The sequence below is a fragment of the Clostridium sp. MF28 genome (assembly GCF_002969175.1).
Taxonomy (GTDB): Bacteria; Bacillota; Clostridia; order Clostridiales; family Clostridiaceae; genus Clostridium; species Clostridium beijerinckii.
In genome coordinates this window covers 1,452,946-1,474,788 of the sequence record NZ_CP014331.1, presented here as the reverse complement: position 1 = coordinate 1,474,788, position 21,843 = coordinate 1,452,946, and the positions used below count along the sequence as shown (strand labels likewise).

General features: G+C 29.2%; 22 protein-coding genes and 2 pseudogenes. 18 read left to right on the top strand and 6 right to left on the bottom strand.

The annotated features are described in order from the left end of the window. Window positions 1–142 precede the first annotated feature (142 nt). Window positions 143–1,056, top strand: a pseudogene (gene ltrA / locus AXY43_RS28635) (group II intron reverse transcriptase/maturase). A 180-nt stretch (window positions 1,057–1,236) separates the two neighbouring features. Continuing rightward, entirely contained in the window at window positions 1,237–1,485 is a 249-nt protein-coding gene (locus tag AXY43_RS27695; RefSeq protein WP_238953652.1) for a hypothetical protein, read from the top strand. 614 nt (window positions 1,486–2,099) lie between these two features. On the opposite strand, the pseudogene AXY43_RS28630 reads toward AXY43_RS27695, so the two are convergent. Beyond that, window positions 2,100–2,246, bottom strand: a pseudogene (locus AXY43_RS28630) (NAD(P)H-dependent oxidoreductase); the annotation flags it as partial. Between the two features lie 184 nt (window positions 2,247–2,430). On the opposite strand from AXY43_RS28630, the gene AXY43_RS06595 reads away from it, so the two are divergent. The 8 genes from AXY43_RS06595 to AXY43_RS06560 all read left to right on the top strand — a co-directional run bounded on the left by AXY43_RS06595 (window position 2,431) and on the right by AXY43_RS06560 (window position 9,346). After that, window positions 2,431–3,111 (top strand): response regulator transcription factor, encoded by a 681-nt coding sequence (locus AXY43_RS06595; protein WP_105411255.1) that lies wholly within the window; start codon window positions 2,431–2,433, stop codon window positions 3,109–3,111. Window positions 3,112–3,257: 146 nt separating this feature from the next. After that, the gene (locus tag AXY43_RS06590; protein WP_105411254.1) at window positions 3,258–4,178 is read left to right on the top strand and encodes an ABC transporter ATP-binding protein; all 921 of its coding nucleotides are present in this window, start codon (window positions 3,258–3,260) and stop codon (window positions 4,176–4,178) included. Further along, complete coding sequence (locus AXY43_RS06585) at window positions 4,171–4,896, top strand: ABC transporter permease (RefSeq protein WP_026885619.1); 726 nt, start codon at window positions 4,171–4,173, stop codon at window positions 4,894–4,896. The genes AXY43_RS06590 and AXY43_RS06585 overlap by 8 nt, the downstream gene beginning before the upstream one ends. 15 nt (window positions 4,897–4,911) lie before the next feature. Then, the gene (locus AXY43_RS06580) at window positions 4,912–5,646 is read left to right on the top strand and encodes an ABC transporter permease (protein ID WP_039773818.1); all 735 of its coding nucleotides are present in this window, start codon (window positions 4,912–4,914) and stop codon (window positions 5,644–5,646) included. Between the two features lie 24 nt (window positions 5,647–5,670). Then, on the top strand, window positions 5,671–6,552 hold the full coding sequence (locus AXY43_RS06575) for a sensor histidine kinase (protein ID WP_023974533.1): 882 nt from the start codon (window positions 5,671–5,673) through the stop codon (window positions 6,550–6,552). Between the two features lie 301 nt (window positions 6,553–6,853). Beyond that, the gene (locus tag AXY43_RS06570; RefSeq protein WP_023974521.1) at window positions 6,854–7,543 is read left to right on the top strand and encodes a M15 family metallopeptidase; all 690 of its coding nucleotides are present in this window, start codon (window positions 6,854–6,856) and stop codon (window positions 7,541–7,543) included. 20 nt (window positions 7,544–7,563) lie between these two features. Then, window positions 7,564–8,253, top strand: a complete 690-nt coding sequence (locus AXY43_RS06565; RefSeq protein ID WP_023974520.1) for a response regulator transcription factor — start codon at window positions 7,564–7,566, stop codon at window positions 8,251–8,253. Beyond that, entirely contained in the window at window positions 8,243–9,346 is a 1,104-nt protein-coding gene (locus AXY43_RS06560) for a sensor histidine kinase (RefSeq protein WP_105411253.1), read from the top strand. The genes AXY43_RS06565 and AXY43_RS06560 overlap by 11 nt, the downstream gene beginning before the upstream one ends. Before the next feature lie 200 nt (window positions 9,347–9,546). Here AXY43_RS06560 and AXY43_RS06555 read toward each other — a convergent pair whose 3' ends face one another. Further along, window positions 9,547–9,708: a hypothetical protein gene (locus AXY43_RS06555; protein ID WP_167595021.1), complete on the bottom strand. Its 162-nt coding sequence runs from the start codon at window positions 9,706–9,708 to the stop codon at window positions 9,547–9,549. 544 nt (window positions 9,709–10,252) lie between these two features. Between AXY43_RS06555 and AXY43_RS06550 the strand changes: the two genes are divergently transcribed. Then, window positions 10,253–10,897, top strand: a complete 645-nt coding sequence (locus tag AXY43_RS06550) for a YidC/Oxa1 family membrane protein insertase (protein WP_012059827.1) — start codon at window positions 10,253–10,255, stop codon at window positions 10,895–10,897. A gap of 325 nt (window positions 10,898–11,222) precedes the next feature. On the opposite strand, the gene AXY43_RS06545 is transcribed toward AXY43_RS06550, so the two are convergent. Beyond that, window positions 11,223–12,056 carry a helix-turn-helix transcriptional regulator gene (locus AXY43_RS06545; RefSeq protein ID WP_105411252.1) on the bottom strand — a complete coding sequence of 278 codons (834 nt, stop codon included), beginning with the start codon at window positions 12,054–12,056 and terminating at the stop codon, window positions 11,223–11,225. A 140-nt stretch (window positions 12,057–12,196) separates the two neighbouring features. Here AXY43_RS06545 and AXY43_RS06540 point away from each other — a divergent pair, with 140 nt between their 5' ends. Next, window positions 12,197–12,877: an NAD-dependent epimerase/dehydratase family protein gene (locus AXY43_RS06540; RefSeq protein ID WP_243099177.1), complete on the top strand. Its 681-nt coding sequence runs from the start codon at window positions 12,197–12,199 to the stop codon at window positions 12,875–12,877. A 509-nt stretch (window positions 12,878–13,386) separates the two neighbouring features. On the opposite strand, the gene AXY43_RS27690 is transcribed toward AXY43_RS06540, so the two are convergent. Continuing rightward, window positions 13,387–13,905 (bottom strand): DMT family transporter, encoded by a 519-nt coding sequence (locus AXY43_RS27690; RefSeq protein WP_242986297.1) that lies wholly within the window; start codon window positions 13,903–13,905, stop codon window positions 13,387–13,389. After that, window positions 13,875–14,198 carry an EamA family transporter gene (locus AXY43_RS27685; protein WP_242986299.1) on the bottom strand — a complete coding sequence of 108 codons (324 nt, stop codon included), beginning with the start codon at window positions 14,196–14,198 and terminating at the stop codon, window positions 13,875–13,877. The genes AXY43_RS27690 and AXY43_RS27685 overlap by 31 nt, the downstream gene beginning before the upstream one ends. Before the next feature lie 219 nt (window positions 14,199–14,417). Between AXY43_RS27685 and AXY43_RS06530 the strand changes: the two genes are divergently transcribed. The 6 genes from AXY43_RS06530 to AXY43_RS06505 all read left to right on the top strand — a co-directional run bounded on the left by AXY43_RS06530 (window position 14,418) and on the right by AXY43_RS06505 (window position 20,258). Further along, window positions 14,418–15,752 carry a PLP-dependent aminotransferase family protein gene (locus AXY43_RS06530; RefSeq protein WP_023974516.1) on the top strand — a complete coding sequence of 445 codons (1,335 nt, stop codon included), beginning with the start codon at window positions 14,418–14,420 and terminating at the stop codon, window positions 15,750–15,752. A gap of 175 nt (window positions 15,753–15,927) precedes the next feature. Continuing rightward, the gene (locus AXY43_RS06525; RefSeq protein WP_039773823.1) at window positions 15,928–17,310 is read left to right on the top strand and encodes an NAD(P)H-dependent oxidoreductase; all 1,383 of its coding nucleotides are present in this window, start codon (window positions 15,928–15,930) and stop codon (window positions 17,308–17,310) included. Next, a complete protein-coding gene (locus AXY43_RS06520; RefSeq protein WP_105411251.1) occupies window positions 17,303–17,833 on the top strand; it encodes a hypothetical protein in 531 nt (176 codons plus the stop codon). Before AXY43_RS06525 ends, AXY43_RS06520 begins: the two co-directional genes overlap by 8 nt. Before the next feature lie 274 nt (window positions 17,834–18,107). Next, complete coding sequence (locus AXY43_RS06515) at window positions 18,108–18,656, top strand: LytTR family DNA-binding domain-containing protein (RefSeq protein WP_039773824.1); 549 nt, start codon at window positions 18,108–18,110, stop codon at window positions 18,654–18,656. Between the two features lie 12 nt (window positions 18,657–18,668). After that, complete coding sequence (locus AXY43_RS06510) at window positions 18,669–19,103, top strand: hypothetical protein (protein ID WP_012059820.1); 435 nt, start codon at window positions 18,669–18,671, stop codon at window positions 19,101–19,103. Window positions 19,104–19,415: 312 nt separating this feature from the next. Next, a complete protein-coding gene (locus AXY43_RS06505; protein WP_105411250.1) occupies window positions 19,416–20,258 on the top strand; it encodes an ABC transporter substrate-binding protein in 843 nt (280 codons plus the stop codon). 326 nt (window positions 20,259–20,584) lie between these two features. Here the strand turns inward: AXY43_RS06505 and AXY43_RS06500 are convergent, their stop codons facing one another. Further along, a complete protein-coding gene (locus AXY43_RS06500) occupies window positions 20,585–21,817 on the bottom strand; it encodes an MFS transporter (RefSeq protein WP_023974200.1) in 1,233 nt (410 codons plus the stop codon). Window positions 21,818–21,843 lie beyond the last annotated feature (26 nt).

The following is a 21,843-nucleotide window of genomic DNA, read 5'->3' as shown; positions in this document are numbered from 1 at the left end:
CAGAGGTATTCAAATGATAATGAGTAGTCGGATTACACCATAGTACTGAAGAAATGAGTAATGACCATGGAGGGAAGGGTGTAACATATTATAGACCTTGAAAAGAGAAACAGAAATTCTCACACAGAGGAGGAAAAAAAAAATGTACACAAAACTTGAGAGGATAGCAGAAATAGCTGGAAATAATCCTAAAGAGAAATTTACATCACTAATGCATTTAGTTAACAAGGAAATGCTAATTTTATGCCATTATGAACTGAGCGGAAATAAGGCTACAGGAGTGGATAAGGTAACAAAGGAAGAATATGAAACTAACTTAGAGAATAATATTGATAATCTACTAATTAGAATGAAGACTTTTAAATATAGACCGCAGCCTGTAAGGAGAGTATACATAGATAAGTCTGGTTCAAACAAGAAAAGACCTCTAGGTATACCGGCATATGAAGACAAAGTTGTACAATTAGCCATTAATAAAATATTAAAATCAATATATGAACAAGATTTCATTGATAGTTCTTTTGGGTTTAGACAAAATAGAAGTTGTCATGATGCTCTTAAAATCTTAAATGTATATTTATCTGAAAAGAATGTGAATTATGTTGTAGATGCTGATATTAAAGGATTCTTTGAAATGTTGACCACAAGTGGTTGATGAAATTTCTTGAACACAGGATTGCAGACAAGAACTTACTTAGATATATAGGTAGATTTTTGAAAACTGGAATAATGGAAAACGGAAAGTTTTATAAAGTATATGAAGGAACTCCACAAGGGGGAATAATATCTCCAACATTAGCAAACATTTATTTACATTATGTTTTAGATATATGGTTTAATAACTTTATCAAAAAGAAGTGTAAAGGACAGGCGTACATAGTACGCTATGCGGATGATTTTGTTTGCTGTTTTCAGTATGAAGACGAAGCGAAAGCTTTCTATGAAGCATTGAAAAACAGATTAGACAAATTTAACTTGCAGGTAGCTGAAGATAAAACTAAAATATTATATTTCGGTAAGAATGCCTACTATGATAGAAAATTCAAGAGAGCATGAAAGTTAGAATCATATAAAGATAGAACTTTTGATTTTCTAGGATTTACACACTTCTGCAGTTGCAGAAAGAATGGAAGTTTTAGAGTTAAGAGGAAGACTAGCTCAAAGAAATTTGGAGCTAGCATAAAGAGATTGAATGAATGGTTAAAGAATAATAGAACAGTGCCGCTCACATTATTAATGGAGAAACTGACACAGAGACTAATAGGATATTATAGGTATTACGGAATCACTGACAACAGTTTAAGTCTCGCAACTTTCAGATATTTAGTAAGAAAACTAACTTTTAAATGGCTAAACAAAAGAAGTCAGAAAAGAAGTTATAACTGGAGAAGTTTTGACACTATGTTTGAGTGCTTCAAAATACCTAAAGCTAAAATATATGTTAATATTTTCAACTTAAAAGAAGATATATCATATATACTGTGAATTATAATGTGGGGAGCCGTATGCGGGAAATCCGCACGTACGGTTCTGAGAGGGGTTAGGGAAGTGATTCCCTAGTCTACTTACCAAATCATAAATATTTTGATTCCGAAAAGCTATGAAAATATCGCTGAAGGTTATAAGCAATAGGTTGTACCCACTTTAGCATGCTCCAACTTTCCTAGGGAAGCTCGACTCATTACATTCGCTGAGGAAGTTCGAGAACCCAAAATAAAATTTTGGACCCTCACTTCACAAGCTAAAACGGAACAACCTACAGCTAAGAACCTTTAACAGCTCATTTTCAAATGTTTTCTACACAAATATATTTATGATTTCTAGTTAAGATATAAGCTTAAAGTTCTAGCAATTTTGTAAATATGTTAATTTAATAAGTTGAATTCTTAAATTAGCTATCTATACACAAATTACAACTTAAAAATTAAAATAATTAAAGAGAATCAAACTCAGAATGAGGTGATTCTCTTTTTTCCATATTAAAGTAAACTAGTTTCATTCGCTTTATTATCAAACTAGTAGATTAGGAAATATGCTGATCTACCAGTTGTATGGCAATTGTTTATTGTGATCAAATATTTGTTCTCATTTAGCGAACGGCTTGTATGATTAGTGTCATAAACTAAATATTGAAATATGAGTTTTTCTAAAAAAGATCTCATGTCTCCAGTAACTGAATGCAGATATATTTGAGAGCCTAAAATAATTGCATCGGCATTTGAAACTTTTTCAAGAATAGGTATTAAATTACTTGTAATTAATTAGATGATCCATATAATAAATAAAAGATAACAATTAAGCGTTTGGCAAATTGGCTATTTTAAACAAATATGGATTTGAAACGATATTAAAAGAATGATACTATTATGTTTATAGTTAAATTTATTATACAGGTTTAGTTAAATAAGTAGTAATTTGGTTGGTGATGATATGCAACAAAGGATTTCAATTATAGAAGATGATTTAGAAATTTGTGATCTACTTAAGGAATTTTTAAAGGAAAGTGGATATGAAATAAAGATATCTAATAATGGAATAGATGGTATGAGAGAATTAAGAACTTTAACGTATGATTTAGTTATTTTAGATTTAATGCTGCCATATAAAAGTGGAGATGAGATTTTACGGGAACTGCGTAGCTTTTCTAATATACCTGTCATCGTATTATCTGCAAAGGATATGGTACATACAAAGGTAGATTTATTACGTTTAGGTGCTGATGATTATGTGACCAAGCCTTTTGATTTAAATGAAATATTAGCAAGAGTAGAGAGTAATTTAAGGCGCTGTAGTTCAGATTCAAATATAAAAAAATCAATTTTAACTTATAAAGATATTACATTATATGAAGAGGAAAAGAAAGTAATAGTAAACGGAAATACACTTGTATTAACTTCAAAGGAATATGGTATTTTATTTTTATTATTAAGTCATCCACAAAAAGTCTTTTCAAAGGCAAATTTATTTGAAAGTATATGGAATGAAGAATATTTTAGTGAAGATAATACACTAAATGTCCATATAAGCAATATTAGAAATAAGCTTAAAAGCGCAAATCCCAATGAAGAATATATAGAAACTATATGGGGAATGGGTTATAAGTTAAAATAATAAATAAAAAGAAATATATAAGCAGGAGTAAAGCCTGCTTTTTTGTTATGGAGAAAATATTTAAGGTTTTCTTTAGAATTGATTTAAGATTTTCTTTAAGTACGATTTTTACAATGTAAATATGGAAAAGCAAAGGAGATGTAATTATGACTTATGTTTTAGAAACTAAAAATTTGAAAAAGAAATACAAAAATACACAAGCATTAGATGGTGTAGATATAAAATTAGAAAAAGGTAATATTTATGGTTTTGTGGGACAAAATGGTGCGGGAAAAACAACATTAATAAGGCTTATTACTGGCTTATCATTTCCTACATCTGGTGAACTTTATTTATTTGGACAAACTGGAGAAAAGAAATTACAAGAACAAAGAAAGCGATTAGGTTGCATGGTAGAAACTCCTGCATTATATCCTAATATGACAGCATATCAAAATTTAGAGATTCAACGCATTCAAAGAGGAATTCCCGATAAAAGGGTTATTGAAGATACTTTAGAATTAGTTGGATTAAAAGATACAGGAAAAAAGAAAGCAAAGGATTTTTCTTTAGGAATGAAGCAGCGATTAGGAATTGCTCTAGCACTGATCAATGATCCAGAGTTTTTGATTTTAGATGAACCTGTAAATGGACTTGATCCTGTGGGAATTGTTGAAATAAGAGAACTTATTAAAAGATTAAATAAAGAAAAAGGAATGACTATTTTAATCTCAAGCCACATTTTAGAAGAACTTTATCATACTGCTAATCATTATATTATAATTTCTCATGGAAATATATTAGAAACGTTAACTCAAGAGGAACTTAATGAAAAGTGTAAAAAGCATATTGCAATCAATGTAGATGATATATCTCTTGCGGCTACTACATTAGAAGAGGAACTTCATACAAAAAACTTTCAAGTAATGCCGGATAAAACAATTCGTTTATATGATTATCTAGATGATATTAAATCTGTTTCAGTAGCATTATCAAGAAATAATTTAATAATAACTGGAATTTCTTTAGCGGGAGATAGCCTTGAAGATTACTTTATTAGAAGAATTGGGGGAGGTAAATGTGATTAATCTTTTTAGGACTGAGGTTTATAAATTATTCATAAGTAAAAGCTTTTGGTTAGTGTTTATCATGAGTACACTTTTTGGAATTACTATGACTTCAGATAGTCATACATTTATAACTGGATATGAAAATATAGGGGTAAGCTTTTACTATGCATGTTTATTAATGGTATTTCCAATATTACTTGGAGCAATTTCTTTTGGAAATGATTTTGGAGATAGGACTATAAATAACGGGGTGTGTGCAGGTCATAGCAGGTTTCAAATATTTATTTGCAAGGTGTCAGCATATTTCATTGGAGTTAATTTAGTTATTTTGTTTAGCCCAATTGTAAATGTAATTCTTAATATTATTTTACATAGATATACTGCGGTATATTTTATGAACGAGGGAAATATTTTAGCTAAAACAATAATAACAACATCATTATTGGGGATGGCTATGTCAAGTGTAAGTATATTTATAGCTTTTATGTTTAGAGATATTGGTAAAACAGTAGGAATTTCAGTTGGAATATACTTTATAAATATCTCTTTATTAAATTCAACAAATGATATAAGAACAACTATATTTAGGTATCTACCATTAGCACAGGCACGCCTTATCTTGTATAGGCCTTTAATTCCAAATCAATTTAAAGACGCAGGACTAATTGGTATTTGCATAATATTATTTTTCTTGAGCATATCATATTTTTTATTTAAAAAAGCAGAGTTACGATAAGAGGGAGTGTAATAAATGAAAAAATTATTAAAGATGGAAATTTACGAGGCTACCCATAACAATATTTATTTGCTTATGATAGGAATTGCGATTGTTTATGGAGTATATTCAGGTTATGGAGATTTAGAAATGAATTATTATAATTTAACTTTGGGAGGATATGAAGCATTAATAGCAATGCTCCATGATGCTCCAGGAACCTGCATGTTAATTTCAGCTTTTCCAGCATTGCTAATAGGAAAAAGTTTTTCAAATAGGACTTTAATTACTAAAGTTGCATCTGGAAATAGTAGAGGTATTGTTTTTTTTACAAAAGCTGCCTCAATACTTATTATTACAACTGTAGCAATACTTATCTATTCCTTTTCTGGTGCATTCGCTGTTACTATAAAGTATGGCTTTAATGCACCAAGTGGAGTAAATGTAATTACACTAATGAAAATTTTAATTTGTACAACATTATTATATTTAGCTATTTTTTCTGTAATAATACTTTTGGGAGTAATATTTAGGGATAATTTAAAAACTATTATAGTATCAGTTATTACAATTCTTATGAATGCTATATATTTGTTTGTTGCCAGAAGTATGAATTTGCCATTATATAGGCATCCAATGAATTTGCTTAGAGTGATTTTAAACAATAACTCAACATTTGAATTTATATCATTTTCTTTAGAAGGTATAATTTTATTAGGGTTTATACTAATGTTAAGTTATAATATATTTCGTAAATGTGAACTAAAATAAACTTATTATATAAGGATGGGTATAATGCTGATTATATTGATATTAAGCCTTACTGTTATTTTATTAATTTCTTATGCATTTCATTTAAAGATTCAAATAAAAAGTATAGGAAAACAATTAGAAAATATTTCAGAAGGCAAAACAGAAAAGAAGATAGATGTATCGTTGCTTGACAAAGATATTGAATACCTTGCAGGTAACATTAATAGAAATATAAATTCTCAAAAGCAGCTAAGAATAGAGGTGTTGAGAAATGAGCAAAAGCTTAAGGATTCTATCGCGAATATATCTCATGATTTAAGAACCCCTCTTACTTCTATAATTGGTTATCTACAATTGTTAGAAAAAAGTAAATTATCAGAAGACCAAAGAGAAAAGATAAATATTATAAAAAGGAAATCAGAGATTTTACATAATCTCATTACCAGTTTTTTTGAAATAACTATTATTGAAAATGATAGAATGCATATAAATTTAGAAAAAATTAATATGAATAATTTTCTTTGTGATGCCATGCTCCAAAATATAATTCCATTTAAAGAAGCTGGAATCGAGCCAATTTTTGATTTGCCAAATACAACAATATTTATTGAAGGAGATAAAATAATTCTACAGCGTATTGTTCAGAACCTAATATCAAATATATTGAAATACGGCTCAAGTTATGTCAAAATATCACTTGTGAAAAAGGAACATGTTGAGCTTTGCTTTGCCAATAAAATTGAAGATCCTAAAAAAATAGATGTAGATTTATTATTTGAAAAGTTTTATACAGGGGATAAATCAAGAAGCTCTGGCAGTACAGGTTTAGGCCTTTCAATTGTGAAGCTATTAGCTGAAAGAATAAATGCTAAAGCATTAGCAGAAATTAAAGAAGATATTTTAACATTGAAAATTGTATTTTAATAAAAAAATTTTATGGAATTAAAATGAAGGAACTAATATAAAAATTAATTTAATAGTATAATTGTTCATTTAAATTAGATACAATTACACAAAAAATTATATTATGTAAGTAAAATTGGGTATCTTATATTCTGTTAAATTTGTATATGATAAAAAATGCTAATGCTATTCGAATAGTATTGGCATTTTTTTTAGTCAAGGTAAGTTTTTTAAAACTTAAGATTTCGTAAGGTTTATTTATAATTCTTGTAAAGTCTATCTTCTACAATGAAATTATGACATTTGAAAGGAAGTAGAAGATATGAGAAAAGTATATAAAAAGATATCAGGATTTATAATAATGACGATGATAATAATTTGCGGATTTTGGTATATTGAAGGAAATACAAGTAATTATGGTTCAAATGATAAAGACAAGTTGTTTGAAGTAAACACAGCTAATGGAAGCGAAAAAATACTATTAGTAAATGAGAAGCATGGATTAAGTGGAAATTATGTACCAGAAGGATTAAGCATACCTAACATACCATTTTCAAATGGATCAGATGATGAAGAAAAACACGTAGCAGGAACTGTTGTAAAGCCATTAGAAGAATTAGTAAATGCGGCTAAAAAAGACGGGATAATATTACTTGGTAATTCGGGTTATAGATCTTATGAGTCACAAGAAGATATTTATGAAAATCGTGTGATATCTCAAGGGAAAAAGCTTGCAGATGCATATGTAGCTAAACCTGGATTTAGTGAGCATCAAACAGGGCTGTGCATTGATATTACTAATAAAAACGGATATTTTGCAAAGGGAACTAAGGAGGCAGATTGGCTTGCAAAAAATTGCTATAGATTTGGTTTTATTATAAGATATCCTTATGGAAAGAAAAGTGTAACAGGAATTGAATATGAACCATGGCATATTAGATATGTAGGAAAGGAAGCTGCTAAGTATATTCATGATAATGGAATTGCACTAGAAGAGTACTTACAAAAATAATTATAAAAATGGAGGAATAAATGAATAATATACTTGTAGTAGATGATGAAAAAGAAATAAGAAATTTGCTAGAAATAAATCTTAGAAATGAAGGATACAATGTATTTAAGGCAAGTTGTGGAGAGGAAGCCTTAGATATTTTGGAGAAGGAAGAAATTCATTTGATAGTTTTAGATATAATGATGCCCCACATGGATGGTCTGGAGGTTTGCAGAAGGGTAAGGGAAAAGTATAACATACCAATTCTTATGCTAAGTGCAAAATCAGAAGATATGGATAAGATTCAAGGGATTATGACTGGTGCAGATGATTATGTATGCAAACCTTTTAACCAATTGGAACTTATAGTCAGAGTGAAGGCATTAATGAGAAGATCATATTTTTTGAATTTAAAAATGCAAGTTTCAGAGGATCTAATAAGAATTGAATCAATGGTTATAGATAAGAGTAAGCATAAGGTGACTATAGATGATAAAGAAGTAGATCTAACAGCTAGAGAGTTTGAAATATTATATCTGTTAGCGACAAATAGAGGAAGAGTTTTTAGCGCGGAGGATATTTTTGAAAAGGTATGGAAGGAAAGATATTATCAATCTAATAATACTGTCATGGTGCATATGAGCAGATTAAGGGATAAAATAGAACATCATATGGAAGGAAATAAGATAATTCATACTATATGGGGAGTTGGATATAAAATTGAAAAATAAAAGATTCTATAAATATTGGCTGTCACCATTAGGTGAGATTGGAACTACGTTATTATTAACTTATATAAGCTTAATGATAGTTAGTAGAATATTAATATATTTATATTTAAATACTAAAATTCAACTCATCAATTATATTTTTAAATTTCGAAGACTCATTGATTCTGTAATGTTTGAAGGTGCAACCTATGTAATTGCTGGAATTTCATTATTTGTAGGAGTATATTTACTCATTACTTATAGAAAAACTAAAAGTTTGGTAGCTATTATAGATCAAACTGAAATAATGGCAAGTGGTGACTTGGACAGATTAATAGAAGTTGATGGAGAAAATGATATTAGGAATTTAGCAGAAAATATTAATAATATCTCAAGGCAGCTTAAGGAGATAACAATAGTAGAAAGAAAAGCTCAACAAACTAAAAATGACTTGATAACTAATGTTTCTCATGATTTAAGAACTCCATTAACGTCTATAATAGGTTATTTGGAAATAATTGATGCTGATAAGTATAAAGATGAAGTAAGACTAAGATATTATGCTAATATAGCATTTGAAAAGGCAAAAGCATTGAATTTACTTATTAATGACTTGTTTGAACTCACTAAAATGCAAAATAACACCATTAATTTAGATAAGGTTGATATTAATTTAGTAGAATTATTAGGTCAGGTAGTTGCGTATTTTGAATATCAATTTAAAAATGCAGAAATGCAATCAAGAATCAACTTTTCTGAGGATAAGCTAATAGTAAATGCAGATGCAGGAAAACTAGTTAGAGCATTTGAAAATTTACTATCTAATGCAATTAAGTATGGCAGAGATGGTTTTTATGTTGATGTAATAACAAAAATGGAAGAGAATATGGCAGTAGTTCAAGTTATAAACTATGGCCAGTCAATATCAGCAATAGATTTACCATACATATTTGATAGATTCTATAGGGTAGAAAAATCAAGAAATAGCGATATAGGTGGTTCTGGATTAGGGCTAGCTATCACAAAAAATATTATAGAGTTGCATCAAGGAACGATAAAGGCCTATAGTGATGATAATAGAACTATTTTTGAAGTAAGATTACCAGTTAAATGAAGAAATTGCATTAAAAGCTTATAAAGTTTTATGGTAAGTTACAATTTAAAATATCAATTCTATATGTATTTTTCTAAAAGAATTTGATATAATATAAATAAGAAAAGCTTAGTGCGTCAACACCAAGCTAATCATTAAAACATTTATTTTGTTTTAGGGCTATTGGACCTAAATTACAAATTTATGAAGAGACTAAAGCACTATTCTTGGTCGGATGGGTGCTTTTTCTCTTTGCTATTAATTTCTATGTGAATTCCAAGAAAATTAATCTTAATTATCAATTTAGAAATAAAAAGATTATGTTTTAAAACTAATCTAATAATATAAAGAGCAGCAAAACATTTTATAATCAATTCTAGCATATCCAATACCACCCCCTCAGCTACAGCGAAATAATTCACCAATAGCCCAAGGAGGAAAAAATGTTCAAAACCTCCACAGCCATCCATCTATGGTTGTTAAATTTTACTTGGATATTGTACCATAATTATCCGATTTTATATAGTAGAATATATTGGCAATAGTTGGAGCTATGAAATGTATAACCTAATATTATATATGAACTAGGATCATTGTAAATAAATTCTAAAGTGATATACTATATGCATATATAGAATTTCGTGAGGTAATTTTATGAGAGCAGAGTTAATGAATACTATGCATTTGTTTTTTGTTCTAGTGTTTCTTATAAGTATTATTACTTGCACAATTACATATTTAAGAAAATATAGAAAAAAGTTAAATTATAATGTTGTGAGTAGGATTTATATTAAATACTTGGATTATTCAAGATTTATGATAATAAATGATTATATATCATATGAAAAATATGATATTTGGCGGTATTGTGTACAGTTTTAAATGAAATGGTGTTTTTTATTTATTTTAAATTTTAGGAGGAATAATATGAACATCATTTCAAATTTACTAAACGTATCACTTAATTATTTTTTTAATATTACAGGAGACTTAGGAATAGCAATTATACTATTAACTATATTGGTTAAGCTAATTCTTATGCCAATATCATTTAAGCAAAAGTTAAGCATGTATAGTCAGCAGGAGTTTTCTAAGGGGCTTGAAGAAATAAAAGAGAAATATAAAAGTAATAAGGAAAAGCTAGAAATTGAGACTCAAAAGTACTTTAAGCAAAATGCAAGGGGAATGATAGGTATTTTATCAAGTTTACTTCAGATACCTATAGTTTTTAATTTGTATAGAGTGATTTTAAATATGCCTATGCAGGTTGGAACTGCGCTTATACCTTGGGTAGTTAGCTTGAAGATGTCAGATAGTTTATTTATAGTGCCTGCAATATATGCAGTTTCAATGCTTAGTCCCAATATATTACCTTATATACCTTTTCTTAGATTAAAAGCTCAAGCTAAACTAAGCAAAACCAACATCATAATAACAACTATAATAAGTGGATTGGTTACTTTTAAAGCTCCTATTGCTTTAGGAATATATTTTATAACCACAAGTTTATTCTCATTTGTTGAAGAAGTAGCTTTTAGGCTATATGCCAAAAGAAGAGGTTTGGTAGTTTAAAAAATTATGTTTGATACTACTAAGTAAAATTTATTTTAAAATTATAGATAAATTAAAAAGGTAGCTGAATCTAAATTAGATTTAGTTACCTTTAATAATTTATAATATGTATTTTTCAATTGAATTCTCATATTCTAATCCTGCACATATTTAAACAGTAGGGGCGCAGGTTATAGACTTAAAGTTTAAAATGAAAGGTAAATAAATACGCAGAAGGAAAGTGGCTTTTGCGTATTTATTAAGGAAATGTGCGAAAATGATCTACACAGTAAATTGATAATGTAAAGTATTTTTTATGATTGGGCTGTCAATTATGATGTATTATTCATTTGATAGAATATATTTTTTGTTTAAGCTTTTCTAATGTAGAAGGTGAAGCAGTATAAATCATCAATTTAAAATCAGGACAGTTTGATACTTGCAAATTCACATGTTCAAATTCCAAATCTCCAATCTCAGGGTGATTCCATAATTTATGACAGTCAGTGACAGTTTTAACTTCATAACGAGGCCACCATTTGCTGAAGAATTCACTTTCTTGCTTAAATTTCTCAATCATTTCATTTAATCTTGCATCCTGAGGATACCTAGCACAATCTGCTCTAAATCTTGCAATCATGATTTTAGCACGTTCTTCCCAATCTGAGTTGATTTCCTTTTTGAATGGATCAAATAAAAATTGATGTAATATATTTGGTTTTGAATCTATGCTGGTAGAATATGAAGGAAATTTAAATAAAAATTCTGCTGCACGATTCCATAATAGTACATCCCAGTATTTATCCATTATATATGCAGGATTAGGCTCCAATGCGAAAACAGTTCTTTCTAATCTTGTACTAATTTCTTTATAAATTTTTGATTCTTCCATTTCATCAGATTTAGATAATAAAAACAGATATCGGCGTTCATCTTCGGACAATCTTAAGGCATTAGCTAAACTTTCTAATATTTGATAAGAAGGATGTACGTCTTTACCTTGCTCTATAGATGTGTACCAAGAAATTCCTACATTGGCAAGCTGAGCGACTTCTTCACGACGAAGTCCAGGTGTACGGCGGCGTCCATGTGAGGGTAATCCAACCTGCTCTGGCGTAATGCGTTCTCTAATTGCACGCAAAAATTCACCTAACGACTGCTGTAATGTAATTTCTTTCATTTATTTTCCTCCTCTTATCCTACTACTCTCAATCGTAGGATAACCACAATGTGGTTGAATTATTTTAACTCTGATATATTAGCAATATAACATAAAAATAACTGATAAACAAAACTATTTAGATTGGAGTGAATTAATTTATGAAAATATTTGTAACAGGGGCAACAGGTAAGGTTGGAAGTCGATTTGTATCGTATTTACTTAAGAAAGGTCATGAGGTTCGTATTCTTGTAAGAAACTTAGAAGGTGCATCCACTTTAAAAGAACAGGGGGCAGAAGTAGTATTAGGAGATCTTTTAGATAATGAAAATCTAATTGAAGCCGTACGAGGTGTTGATGCTGTTGTACATATAGCAGCTCAATTTCGAGGTGATATTAGTGAAGAAATGGCTAAAGCTATCAATATAGATGCAACTATTACACTCGCTAAAGCAGCATTAGATGCAGGTGTCACAAGATTTGTTTTTACAAGCACAGGCAATGTATATAACAATTCTCTAGTAAATAGACCATGTATGGAAGATGATGTTCTTACAGCAACGGCATTATATCCTAAAACAAAAATGGCTGCAGAAAAAGCTCTACTTGAATTATATCATGAACAAGGACTAGATATTCGTATTATGAGACTAGGATTTGTTTATGGTGATAATGACCCACACATTCAAGAAATTTTACCGTTTCTAAGTAACTGGAACCCTTCAAAAGCGATGTCAGTAGTGCATCACCAAGATGTCAGTCAAGCATTACTGCTTGCTGTTAGTACACCTGGTATTGGGGGCGTATATATAATGTTGCTGATGATAACCCTATTACTGTAGGTGAATTTTATAAGCTACAAGGTGAACCAGAGCAGGTACCTCCAAATGGTGGTTGGCCAAGTTTTAACCAATGGGATATGATATTAGATACAGCGCGTATTAAAAGCGAACTAAATTTCAATGCTAAATATCCTTCTCTTTATATTGCTAGAGATATGGGAGCATTATAGTTGTAAGTTGAAAAAGTGGTATATTAAAATGTATGTAAACAACGATTATAATATTAGTTCTTTATAAAAAACCATGGCAAAATTATCAATGTCATAATTCTAATTGAACTATTTTTGATTGTAAATTCTTCATATATGAAAATTAAGAAAAAATAGTCGTATCAAAGCCTTTAGTACATGACTTTGCAGAAGTTACTGCTAGCTAAAGACTCATTGATATGACTATTTTTTGTTTAGTGATTTAGAGCTTATCTTAAAACTACATCAATTATACATCTTAATAAGAAAAATTCTAGTTTATAAATAGTTTAACTGTTGTCTTCAAATTTTCTTATTCTATCAGCAACTAATTGAGGAGGTAAATGTAAGTACAATTAATCCTCCTATAAAGGCATAAGTTCCGGGTATTTCACCAGTGAATAAAAATACCCAAAAGGGATTGAGCAGTGGTTCTAATACAGGAATTAGGATTGCTTCAATAGGAGAAATCTGCTTAACAGCTAATGTATAAAATATATAAGAAATTCCTAATTGGAATATTCCTAAGATTAATAATCCCAAAATACTATTTAAGTTTGGAACTGATTGAAAGAAAAAAGGTATAGATATAATAAATGTAATTATATTTCCCAGGAAAGTCATTTCAACAGGAGACCCATCTTTTATAAGTTTTAGAAATATAACAGTTCCAGCCATTGAAATACCGCTGAGTATTGCAATAAAATTTCCTATAATATTGCCAAGTCCTAAATCCCCTATAAAGAATAAAATCATTCCAAGTATGACAAAAATAATTACGGCTAAATCAGATTTTTTAATTTTTTCCTTTAGAAAACTTTTGAAAATAATAATACCCATATAGGCGCTGTAAACTGTAGAAGTATAGCGTTTGCCGATGTTGTGAGTTTATTAGCAGTAACAAAAAATATGAGAAGGGATGAATACGTGCATGCACCTAGCAGCTTTGTCTTTCCTAAGTGTATTGCTGGCTTTTTTAAGTATAATAACATAACTATTGCTGCTATACCGCTACGCGCTCCAGCAATAGCAATAGGATTCCAATTTACTAATTTAATAAATAGGCCTCCAATACTCCATAAAATTGATGCAATTACAAGATATAATATTGCTTTTTTTTGATACTTTTCCATACTTAACTCCTTTATGTTTGTTGTAATTTTATTAAAACATAGATTAAATAGTGTATATTGAAATTAAATGAGTAATTAATTTACAATTTATTATTTATTAACCATATAATGGAATTATAAGAATTTAGAGTATACAGTACAATCTTTAAAAAAGTATTTTGTACCGGTATAAAAGTGTTAAGATGCTTGAGAAATTAAGATAAATAGAAGGATGCGATTATGAAAAAGAAATATAAAATTATCATACAATATATTGAAGAACTTGCAGAAAGAAATGAGTTAAAGCAAGGGCAAAGGTTACCTCCAATAAGAACTTTGGTTGATAAGTTTGGATGTAATAAATCCACAATAATAAGAGGTTATAAAGAACTTGAAATGAATCATAGAATATACTCTATTCCTAAGAGTGGATATTACCTTGTGGAAAATAATTCTGAAGAGAATGCTGAAAATGACATTATTGATTTTTCTTTAGTAGTGCCTGATTCCAGATTACTTCCGTATAAGGAATTTAATCATTGTATAAATAGAGCGGTTGAGTTATATAAGAATGACTTGTTTATATATGGTGATACTGAAGGATTTAAATCTTTAAGAGCATCATTGGTTAACTTCTTTTCTGAATATCAAATATTCACCTCCATGGACAAAATATGTATTACATCAGGTTCACAACAGGCAATAAGTATTCTTTCAAAAATGTCTTTTCCAAATGGGAAAAAGAATATTTTAGTTGAGCAGCCAACATATAGTTTGATACACAAATTGGTAGAGATGAATGGAGAAAGATTAATAGGAATAAACAGAGATTTTAATGGCATAAATTTGGAAGAACTAGAGAATATATTTAAAAATCAAGATATAAAGTTTTTCTATACAATCCCAAGATTACATAACCCTTTAGGGACAAGTTATTCGGAAAAAGATAAGAGATGTATTGCAGAGTTAGCTGAAAAATATGATGTTTACATTGTTGAAGATGATTATTTAGCTGATTTAGATAAAAACAAAAAATCATTACCAATTTATTATTATGATATATGGGAACGGGTTATATATTTAAAAAGCTTTTCTAAAACATTTATGCCAGGGATAAGGCTAGGAGCAGTAGTACTTCAAGAAAAATTAAAAAGTGAATTTTTGAAACATAAGAGATATTATGATTTGAGTACATCAGCATTAGAACAAGGAGCTTTAGAAATTTATATTAATAGTGGAATGTATAAAAAGCATATTCAAAGAATCCAATTTGCATATATGAAAAAAATGAATTATTTAAAGGACTGCTTAAAAAACATAAATACAGAGGGCGTGGAACTATTTATTCCAGATACAGGATTTTTTATATGGATGCAGTTTACTAAGCATATTGATATGGAAACGCTAAATAAAAGATTAAATGAAAAAATGATTTATATAGCAGAGGGAAAGGCGTTTTTTATAGATAATAGTTCAAGAATAAGCTGTTTTAGATTGTGCATATCTAAACTTACAAAAGACAAGATAAAGTTAGGAATTCAGATATTATTTGAAGAGATACACAAATTGATTTAGTATATTATTAATTTAAGTATCAGAGGAGAACCAAATCCATATAGAGGAGGTTCTCTTAATTTTTGCAGATCATTAATGCATCTTATTTTATTTAAATTGCATCTTAAGCAAAATCTATGGTTTTAATTCATGTTTTCTAATAGAATGAAAATATAAAGAAGCGGAGGTATTGGTTATGAAAATAGTTGTTTTAAATGGGAGTCCGAAGTTTGAGAAAAGTGTTACAATGCAATCAATGAAGTATTTGGAACAAAATTATGAAAAACATGAATTTCAGTATATCCATATTGTTAAGGAAGTAAAAAGTTATGAAAAAGATACTGAAAAATTAAAAGCTTTATGCACAATGGTTCAGGAAGCAGATGCAGTTATATGGGCATTTCCGCTATATCATGCTTTAGTGCATTCTAATTATAAGAGATTTATTGAACTTATATTTGAAAAGAAATTAGAAAGCTATTTTAAGGATAAGTATACTGCTGCATTTTCTACGTCTATTCATTATGCAGATATTCATGCACATAATTATATCAGGGCAATTTCTGAAGATTTAGGCATGAACTATGTGGAATATTTATCTCACGAGATGCAGGATTTAACTAAGGAAAATAGAAGAAAAGAGCTTAAAGTGTTTTTTGAAAATTTACTTGATTTTGCAAATGAAGGTTTAACAACTAGTAAATTGTATAATTCAGTGAGTAAAAGTAACTTTGAATATAGTGCAGGAGCGACAGACAAAGTTATTAATACAAATAAAAAAATAATCATAATTACAGACGCTGCTAAAGAAGATAATAATCTTAATGAGATGATTGACAAATATAAAAGCTTTGTAAAAGGTTCTGTAGAGATCCTTAATCTTAATGAGGTTGATATAAAAGGGGCATGTCTTGGTTGCTGTAAATGTGGAGCTGAAAATAAATGTGTTTATGATGGTAAAGATGGTTATAGGGAGTTTTTAGACCATATCATTAATAATGCAGATATCATAATTTTTGCAGGAAGTATAAAGGATAGATATTTATCTTCACGTTTTAAGCTTATTTATGATAGAAGTTTTCGATATAACCATGTTCCTATATTCAGAGGTAAACACATAGGATATATAATTTCAGGGAAATTAAGTGAAGATCAAAATTTAAGACAGATATTAGAGTTTCATACACAAGGAGGCAATTTAATTGGATTTGTCACTGATGAAGCTGAAGATAACTCTCTTATAGACAATCAAATATATGCTTTTGCTAAAATGAGTATAAATTATTCTGAAAGAAACTATTTTAAGCCTGAAACATTTTTAAATATAGCTGGAAGTAAACTATTCGCAGATGCAATAGAAGGAGGGCTAGGAGCTATTTTCTTAGAAGATTATAAATACTATAAGAAAAATAGGCTAATTAAAAAAGTTCCTTTAAAAGAAAAAGCTCAAGGGAAAGTTATGAGATATCTTATGAAAAGAAAAAAATTCAAGGAGCATGTACAGAAAAATATGGTTGATTTCATGATCACAGGTCATAAAAAGGCACTTGAGAAAGATAGAGGGAAAAATAATGGGTAGTAGTTCAAAAGCGTTTCTCAATGTAACATTAAGTTTTCTGCCACTAATGCTCTTTTGGAGTATTTCGAGTAATTTATGCCTTGTTTTGGGATTTGCTTCTATACTGATGCTTTTTATAAGAGATATAATTAATAAAAATATAGGAATCATGTCGATAGTATTAGTAGCTTATTTTACTATTTCTAATATATTATATTTCTATTTAGGAATTAATTCCATTATGGAATATAAATATTTAACTTCATATACAGTATTAGCTTTAACGGGTTTCATTTCTATTATGATGGGAAGACCTTATACAATGTATGATGCTAGAAGAGGATATGAAAAGGAATTTGGAAAATCTTCTTTATTTATAGAAGTTAATATAGTAATAACAAAAATATGGGCTGTAATTCATTTAATTAATGCTATTATAGAATTATCAGGGCATAATATTATGACTGTTATAATTATGAATGGGCTGGTGATTTTAGGAATTATGCTATCAATTATAATTCCAGGGGTATTGCCTGAAGTTTAAAGTAGGGGATGTGAAGGAAAATAACAAGTAAAAGATGCAATGAGAAGTTCTTATATGCAGCATAACTGCTATTTTTAAGGTGTATATTTTGTGTTAGACAAGGATCTAAAGTTGCAGGCTATTAGTGAGATTTATAGGCGAATTATAGCACAAAATAGACTAGCATACTGATTTGTTATTTTTTTGAACATCCTCGAGAGGATAGAGTTTAAGTTTTTAATATATCCTTGTCAGAAAGGCATTGCTTAAAGTTTAAAGCAAAAGGGGAAATTACATGGAGTTAGATTTAATTTGCAGCGAAAATCTAAAAATAATGCTGGAAGAAATCCTTACAAATCGCAAAATAAAGATTAATGAAAATGCTGATGTATGTTTAATCGAAAAAGGATTTGATTTAAAGAGCGGCAAAATAGGGGTATACTTTGATATAGAAACCATAAATATTTTGATTGGTTATTTAGATTCTATTTCAGGCAGCAAAGAAGAAGCTAAAAATATAATCACAGGAAGATGTGATGAGGATGAGCTTAAAGTATTAAATTATAATGAGATATATTATTTCGAAGCTATGGGAAATGAGGTTTTTTGCATGACCAAGGATAAAAAGTATAAAGTAAAAGAAAAGCTTTATGAACTTGAAGAAAGATTGGAAGCAAAAGGTTTCATAAGAGTAAGTAAATGCTTTGTTGTAAATATAGTGAAAGTAGATAGAATAATTTCATGGTTTAACAGCAAGCTTATATTAAAGCTCATAGATATGGATGAAGAAGTATATGTCACAAGAAAATATCTAAATAACTTTAAGCAATATCTCGGATTGTGAGGTGCGTAAATTATGAAACAGAATTTAAAGGATTTTTTATTTAATCTTATTATATCCATGCTATGTGGTATAGTTGTTGGTATGACTCAGATGATTGTTAAAAATATAAATGTAGGAATTATAGAAGAATTAATTATGTTTTCTATTATTGGAGGAGTTATTGGTACTATTTCTAGATCTGTTTTTATTTATCTGGTTGGAATAAAACAAAAAAGTGCATTACTAGCTTTTGTTTGTGTATTTATAGTAATAGGGGGGATTTCCTGCTTACCATCTATTTACTACTATTTTGTATATAAAAAAATTGCTTCAATTATAGAGCTAATATCTATTTTAATAACTGCAGAGTTTTTGGGGATGAGTTTTTGCTATTATTCATATAAAAGAAATTTAGAATTTAATTCAAAACTTATGAGCAAAAAAAATCAGCTATTAAGAAAAAACTAAATATAAAATTGGGAGAGGTCGCAATATTCTGAGTGAAGTTGCGATCTCTCCAATTTTTTATTTGAAAAGTTGCATTTTATATGTAGATTTGACGTAGTAAATAAAAGACATGCTCTTTGGAAGTTGAATAATATGTGATGGATACTACTCAATGGTAAAGTAAACTGATCATTGATCTCGCTTTAAAGGCTAACATAAAAGGTAAAGTATTATTTTTAAAAGTTTGAATTTTTTCAAATGTGGATAATTTAAATTTAAATTCCAAATAATAATTTAAAGATATGTTTATCGTTTTAAAGGAGATTTTTATTTATGAAAAAAATATTTACTTCAATTGTTATTATAAATATTATTGGAATAATAATTGGATTTATGATAGCGCCTAGGGAAACTATAATGGCAAATAGCTCAATAGAAAAAGATAGATTGGAAATGATAAAAGAAAAAGGAATAATAACTATTGCTGCACCATCAAAGGAAATTCCATTCTTTTGGATAAATGCCGAAACAAATAAGATGAGTGGAATTGATGCGGATGTCATAACTGAAATTACACGGCGGCTTGGAATTAATAAGGTTGAAATTAAGGAAGTAACATTTGCAGATTTGTTAAATAAATTTAATGCCGATGATAGCATAGATATAGCAGTTGGTGGAATATTTATAACTCCTGAAAGTGAAAAACTAGTAGCGTTTACTAAGCCATTGTATAAAGAATCAGAAACTGTTATTGTACCAAGATTTTCAAAAATTAATTTTATGAGTGATTTAAAAAATGCAGTAATTGGAGTAGAAAAAGGAACAATATTTGAAGATCTAGCGAAAAAGTGGGAGAAAAATAACTTAATAAAAGATGCATTAAGTTTGGATAGTACAACTGATTTATTTAATGCTATAAGTAGTGGGAAAATTGATGCGGGCTTAGCTGATTCTATTATTATAAACTACTATATAAAGGAAAAAGATCCTTTGCTAAGGCAGTTAAAAGGCTATACTCCTGAGTTACAAGGAGTAATGGGAATAGCAGTTAAAAAAGATGATGTTTTTTTATTAAACGCATTAAATAAAGCAATTAATGATATGAAAGCAGATGGTGCGTTATATTCTATTCTTGTAAAGAATGGATTAGATAAAAATAATATGATTAGTAACTAAGTACATAATTCTAAAATATTATTAAGAAGATATATTCTTAACAATATTTATTCTTCAGAATACTAGAATATATATTCTAATATTCTGAAGAATATGCTTGTATAATGCGGGTTTGAGGATTATTTGCTTGAGAAAGTCCTAGGTTTTTACATAATTTTAAGATGGAAAAACAGATCTTCAGATTAGGAAAGAAAAATCTTTGGGTGATAATAAAATTATAGCGTTTTTTTTATTGGCTAAAATGTAAATCATTAAGATCAAATTCTCATTACTTAGAACATGTAGATGGAAACTTAAAATATATTGATACTTAATTATTGATCATTTTAGTGTAGTTTCTTAACCTCATTTGTATATCTACTTACATATAAAGTATTTTTGTATCGTAGCCAATAATTCGTAAAATACCCTATGGTAACTAAAATGCATAGAAGCATATCAAAACCAATGAGTAGTTGATAGCTCTTACTGATATCAAAGGAAACACCTCCGATTAAGCTACCAATGATCCCGCCTGCTTGATGGAATAGAAGGAGACTTCCAATGAACTTTCCTTTTTCTTTTGTATTCTCGTTAGCAATTAACATTCCTCCTGGTACAGCACCTAGGTAAGTAAATCCGAAGAAGACTGCAAACACAATTGGCGACCATGGCGAATGTACAAACAAAATTATAAACGCTAAGATGCGTATCCCGTATAACAACGACATCGCTGTAAATTTATTGATACGATCCAAAAGATATCCGAAAATAAAGGAACCGATTATTTCCATAATTCCTAAGGTACTCATGGATACGGCAATCAAAGCAGGCTTTACGCTAGACAATTGATAAATAGCCACTAAATTCATTTCTACAGTACCCATATTAAACCCACATGTAAATAATGCAAAACCAATAAATAGAAATAATAACATATGAGGACCTTTGAAAAGCATTTTCACTTTTGGTTGTTTGGATTCTTTTGCTTTCTTCTGTGGATTTTCAGGATTCCGAATAAGAAACTGAATAACTGGTAATGCAACAAAAAGGCTGAGCAGGCAAGAAATAAGAAATGCGTCCTTCCATGTTAACCAAGTGTTCGAGATAAAAATTGGAGTGCAAACGGCGAGACCAATAGATGATGAGCTTGCCAGAAGTGCAGTAGCTTTTGCTCGATGATGCTTAAACCAGTCAAATATTAGAATATATGTGGCAGAGGCTCCTATACCGTAAAAACCTGATATGACTCCATATCCGATAAAAAACAAAGTAGAATTATGCCCCACAAAAACGATACTTGTCCCTAAGATACTAAATATTGTACTTAGTAGCATTAATTTCTTAGGTCCATAGCGGTCCGCAATCCATCCTCCTATTGGGGTGCATAATGCTGCAATTAGTAGGTTGGTTGACCATGCCATAGAAATCAAACTTCTACTTATATTCAAATCTTGAGAAATTTGAACTTGATAAGTAGCCATAATGAAACGCAATAATGCGCCAATAAAGCCGATAATCCACAAAGCAGCCAAGCCGATCCAAGCATACTTACGTTCTTTAAACCATGTGTCGTTCATTTTCTTCACCTCATTTTAATATAATA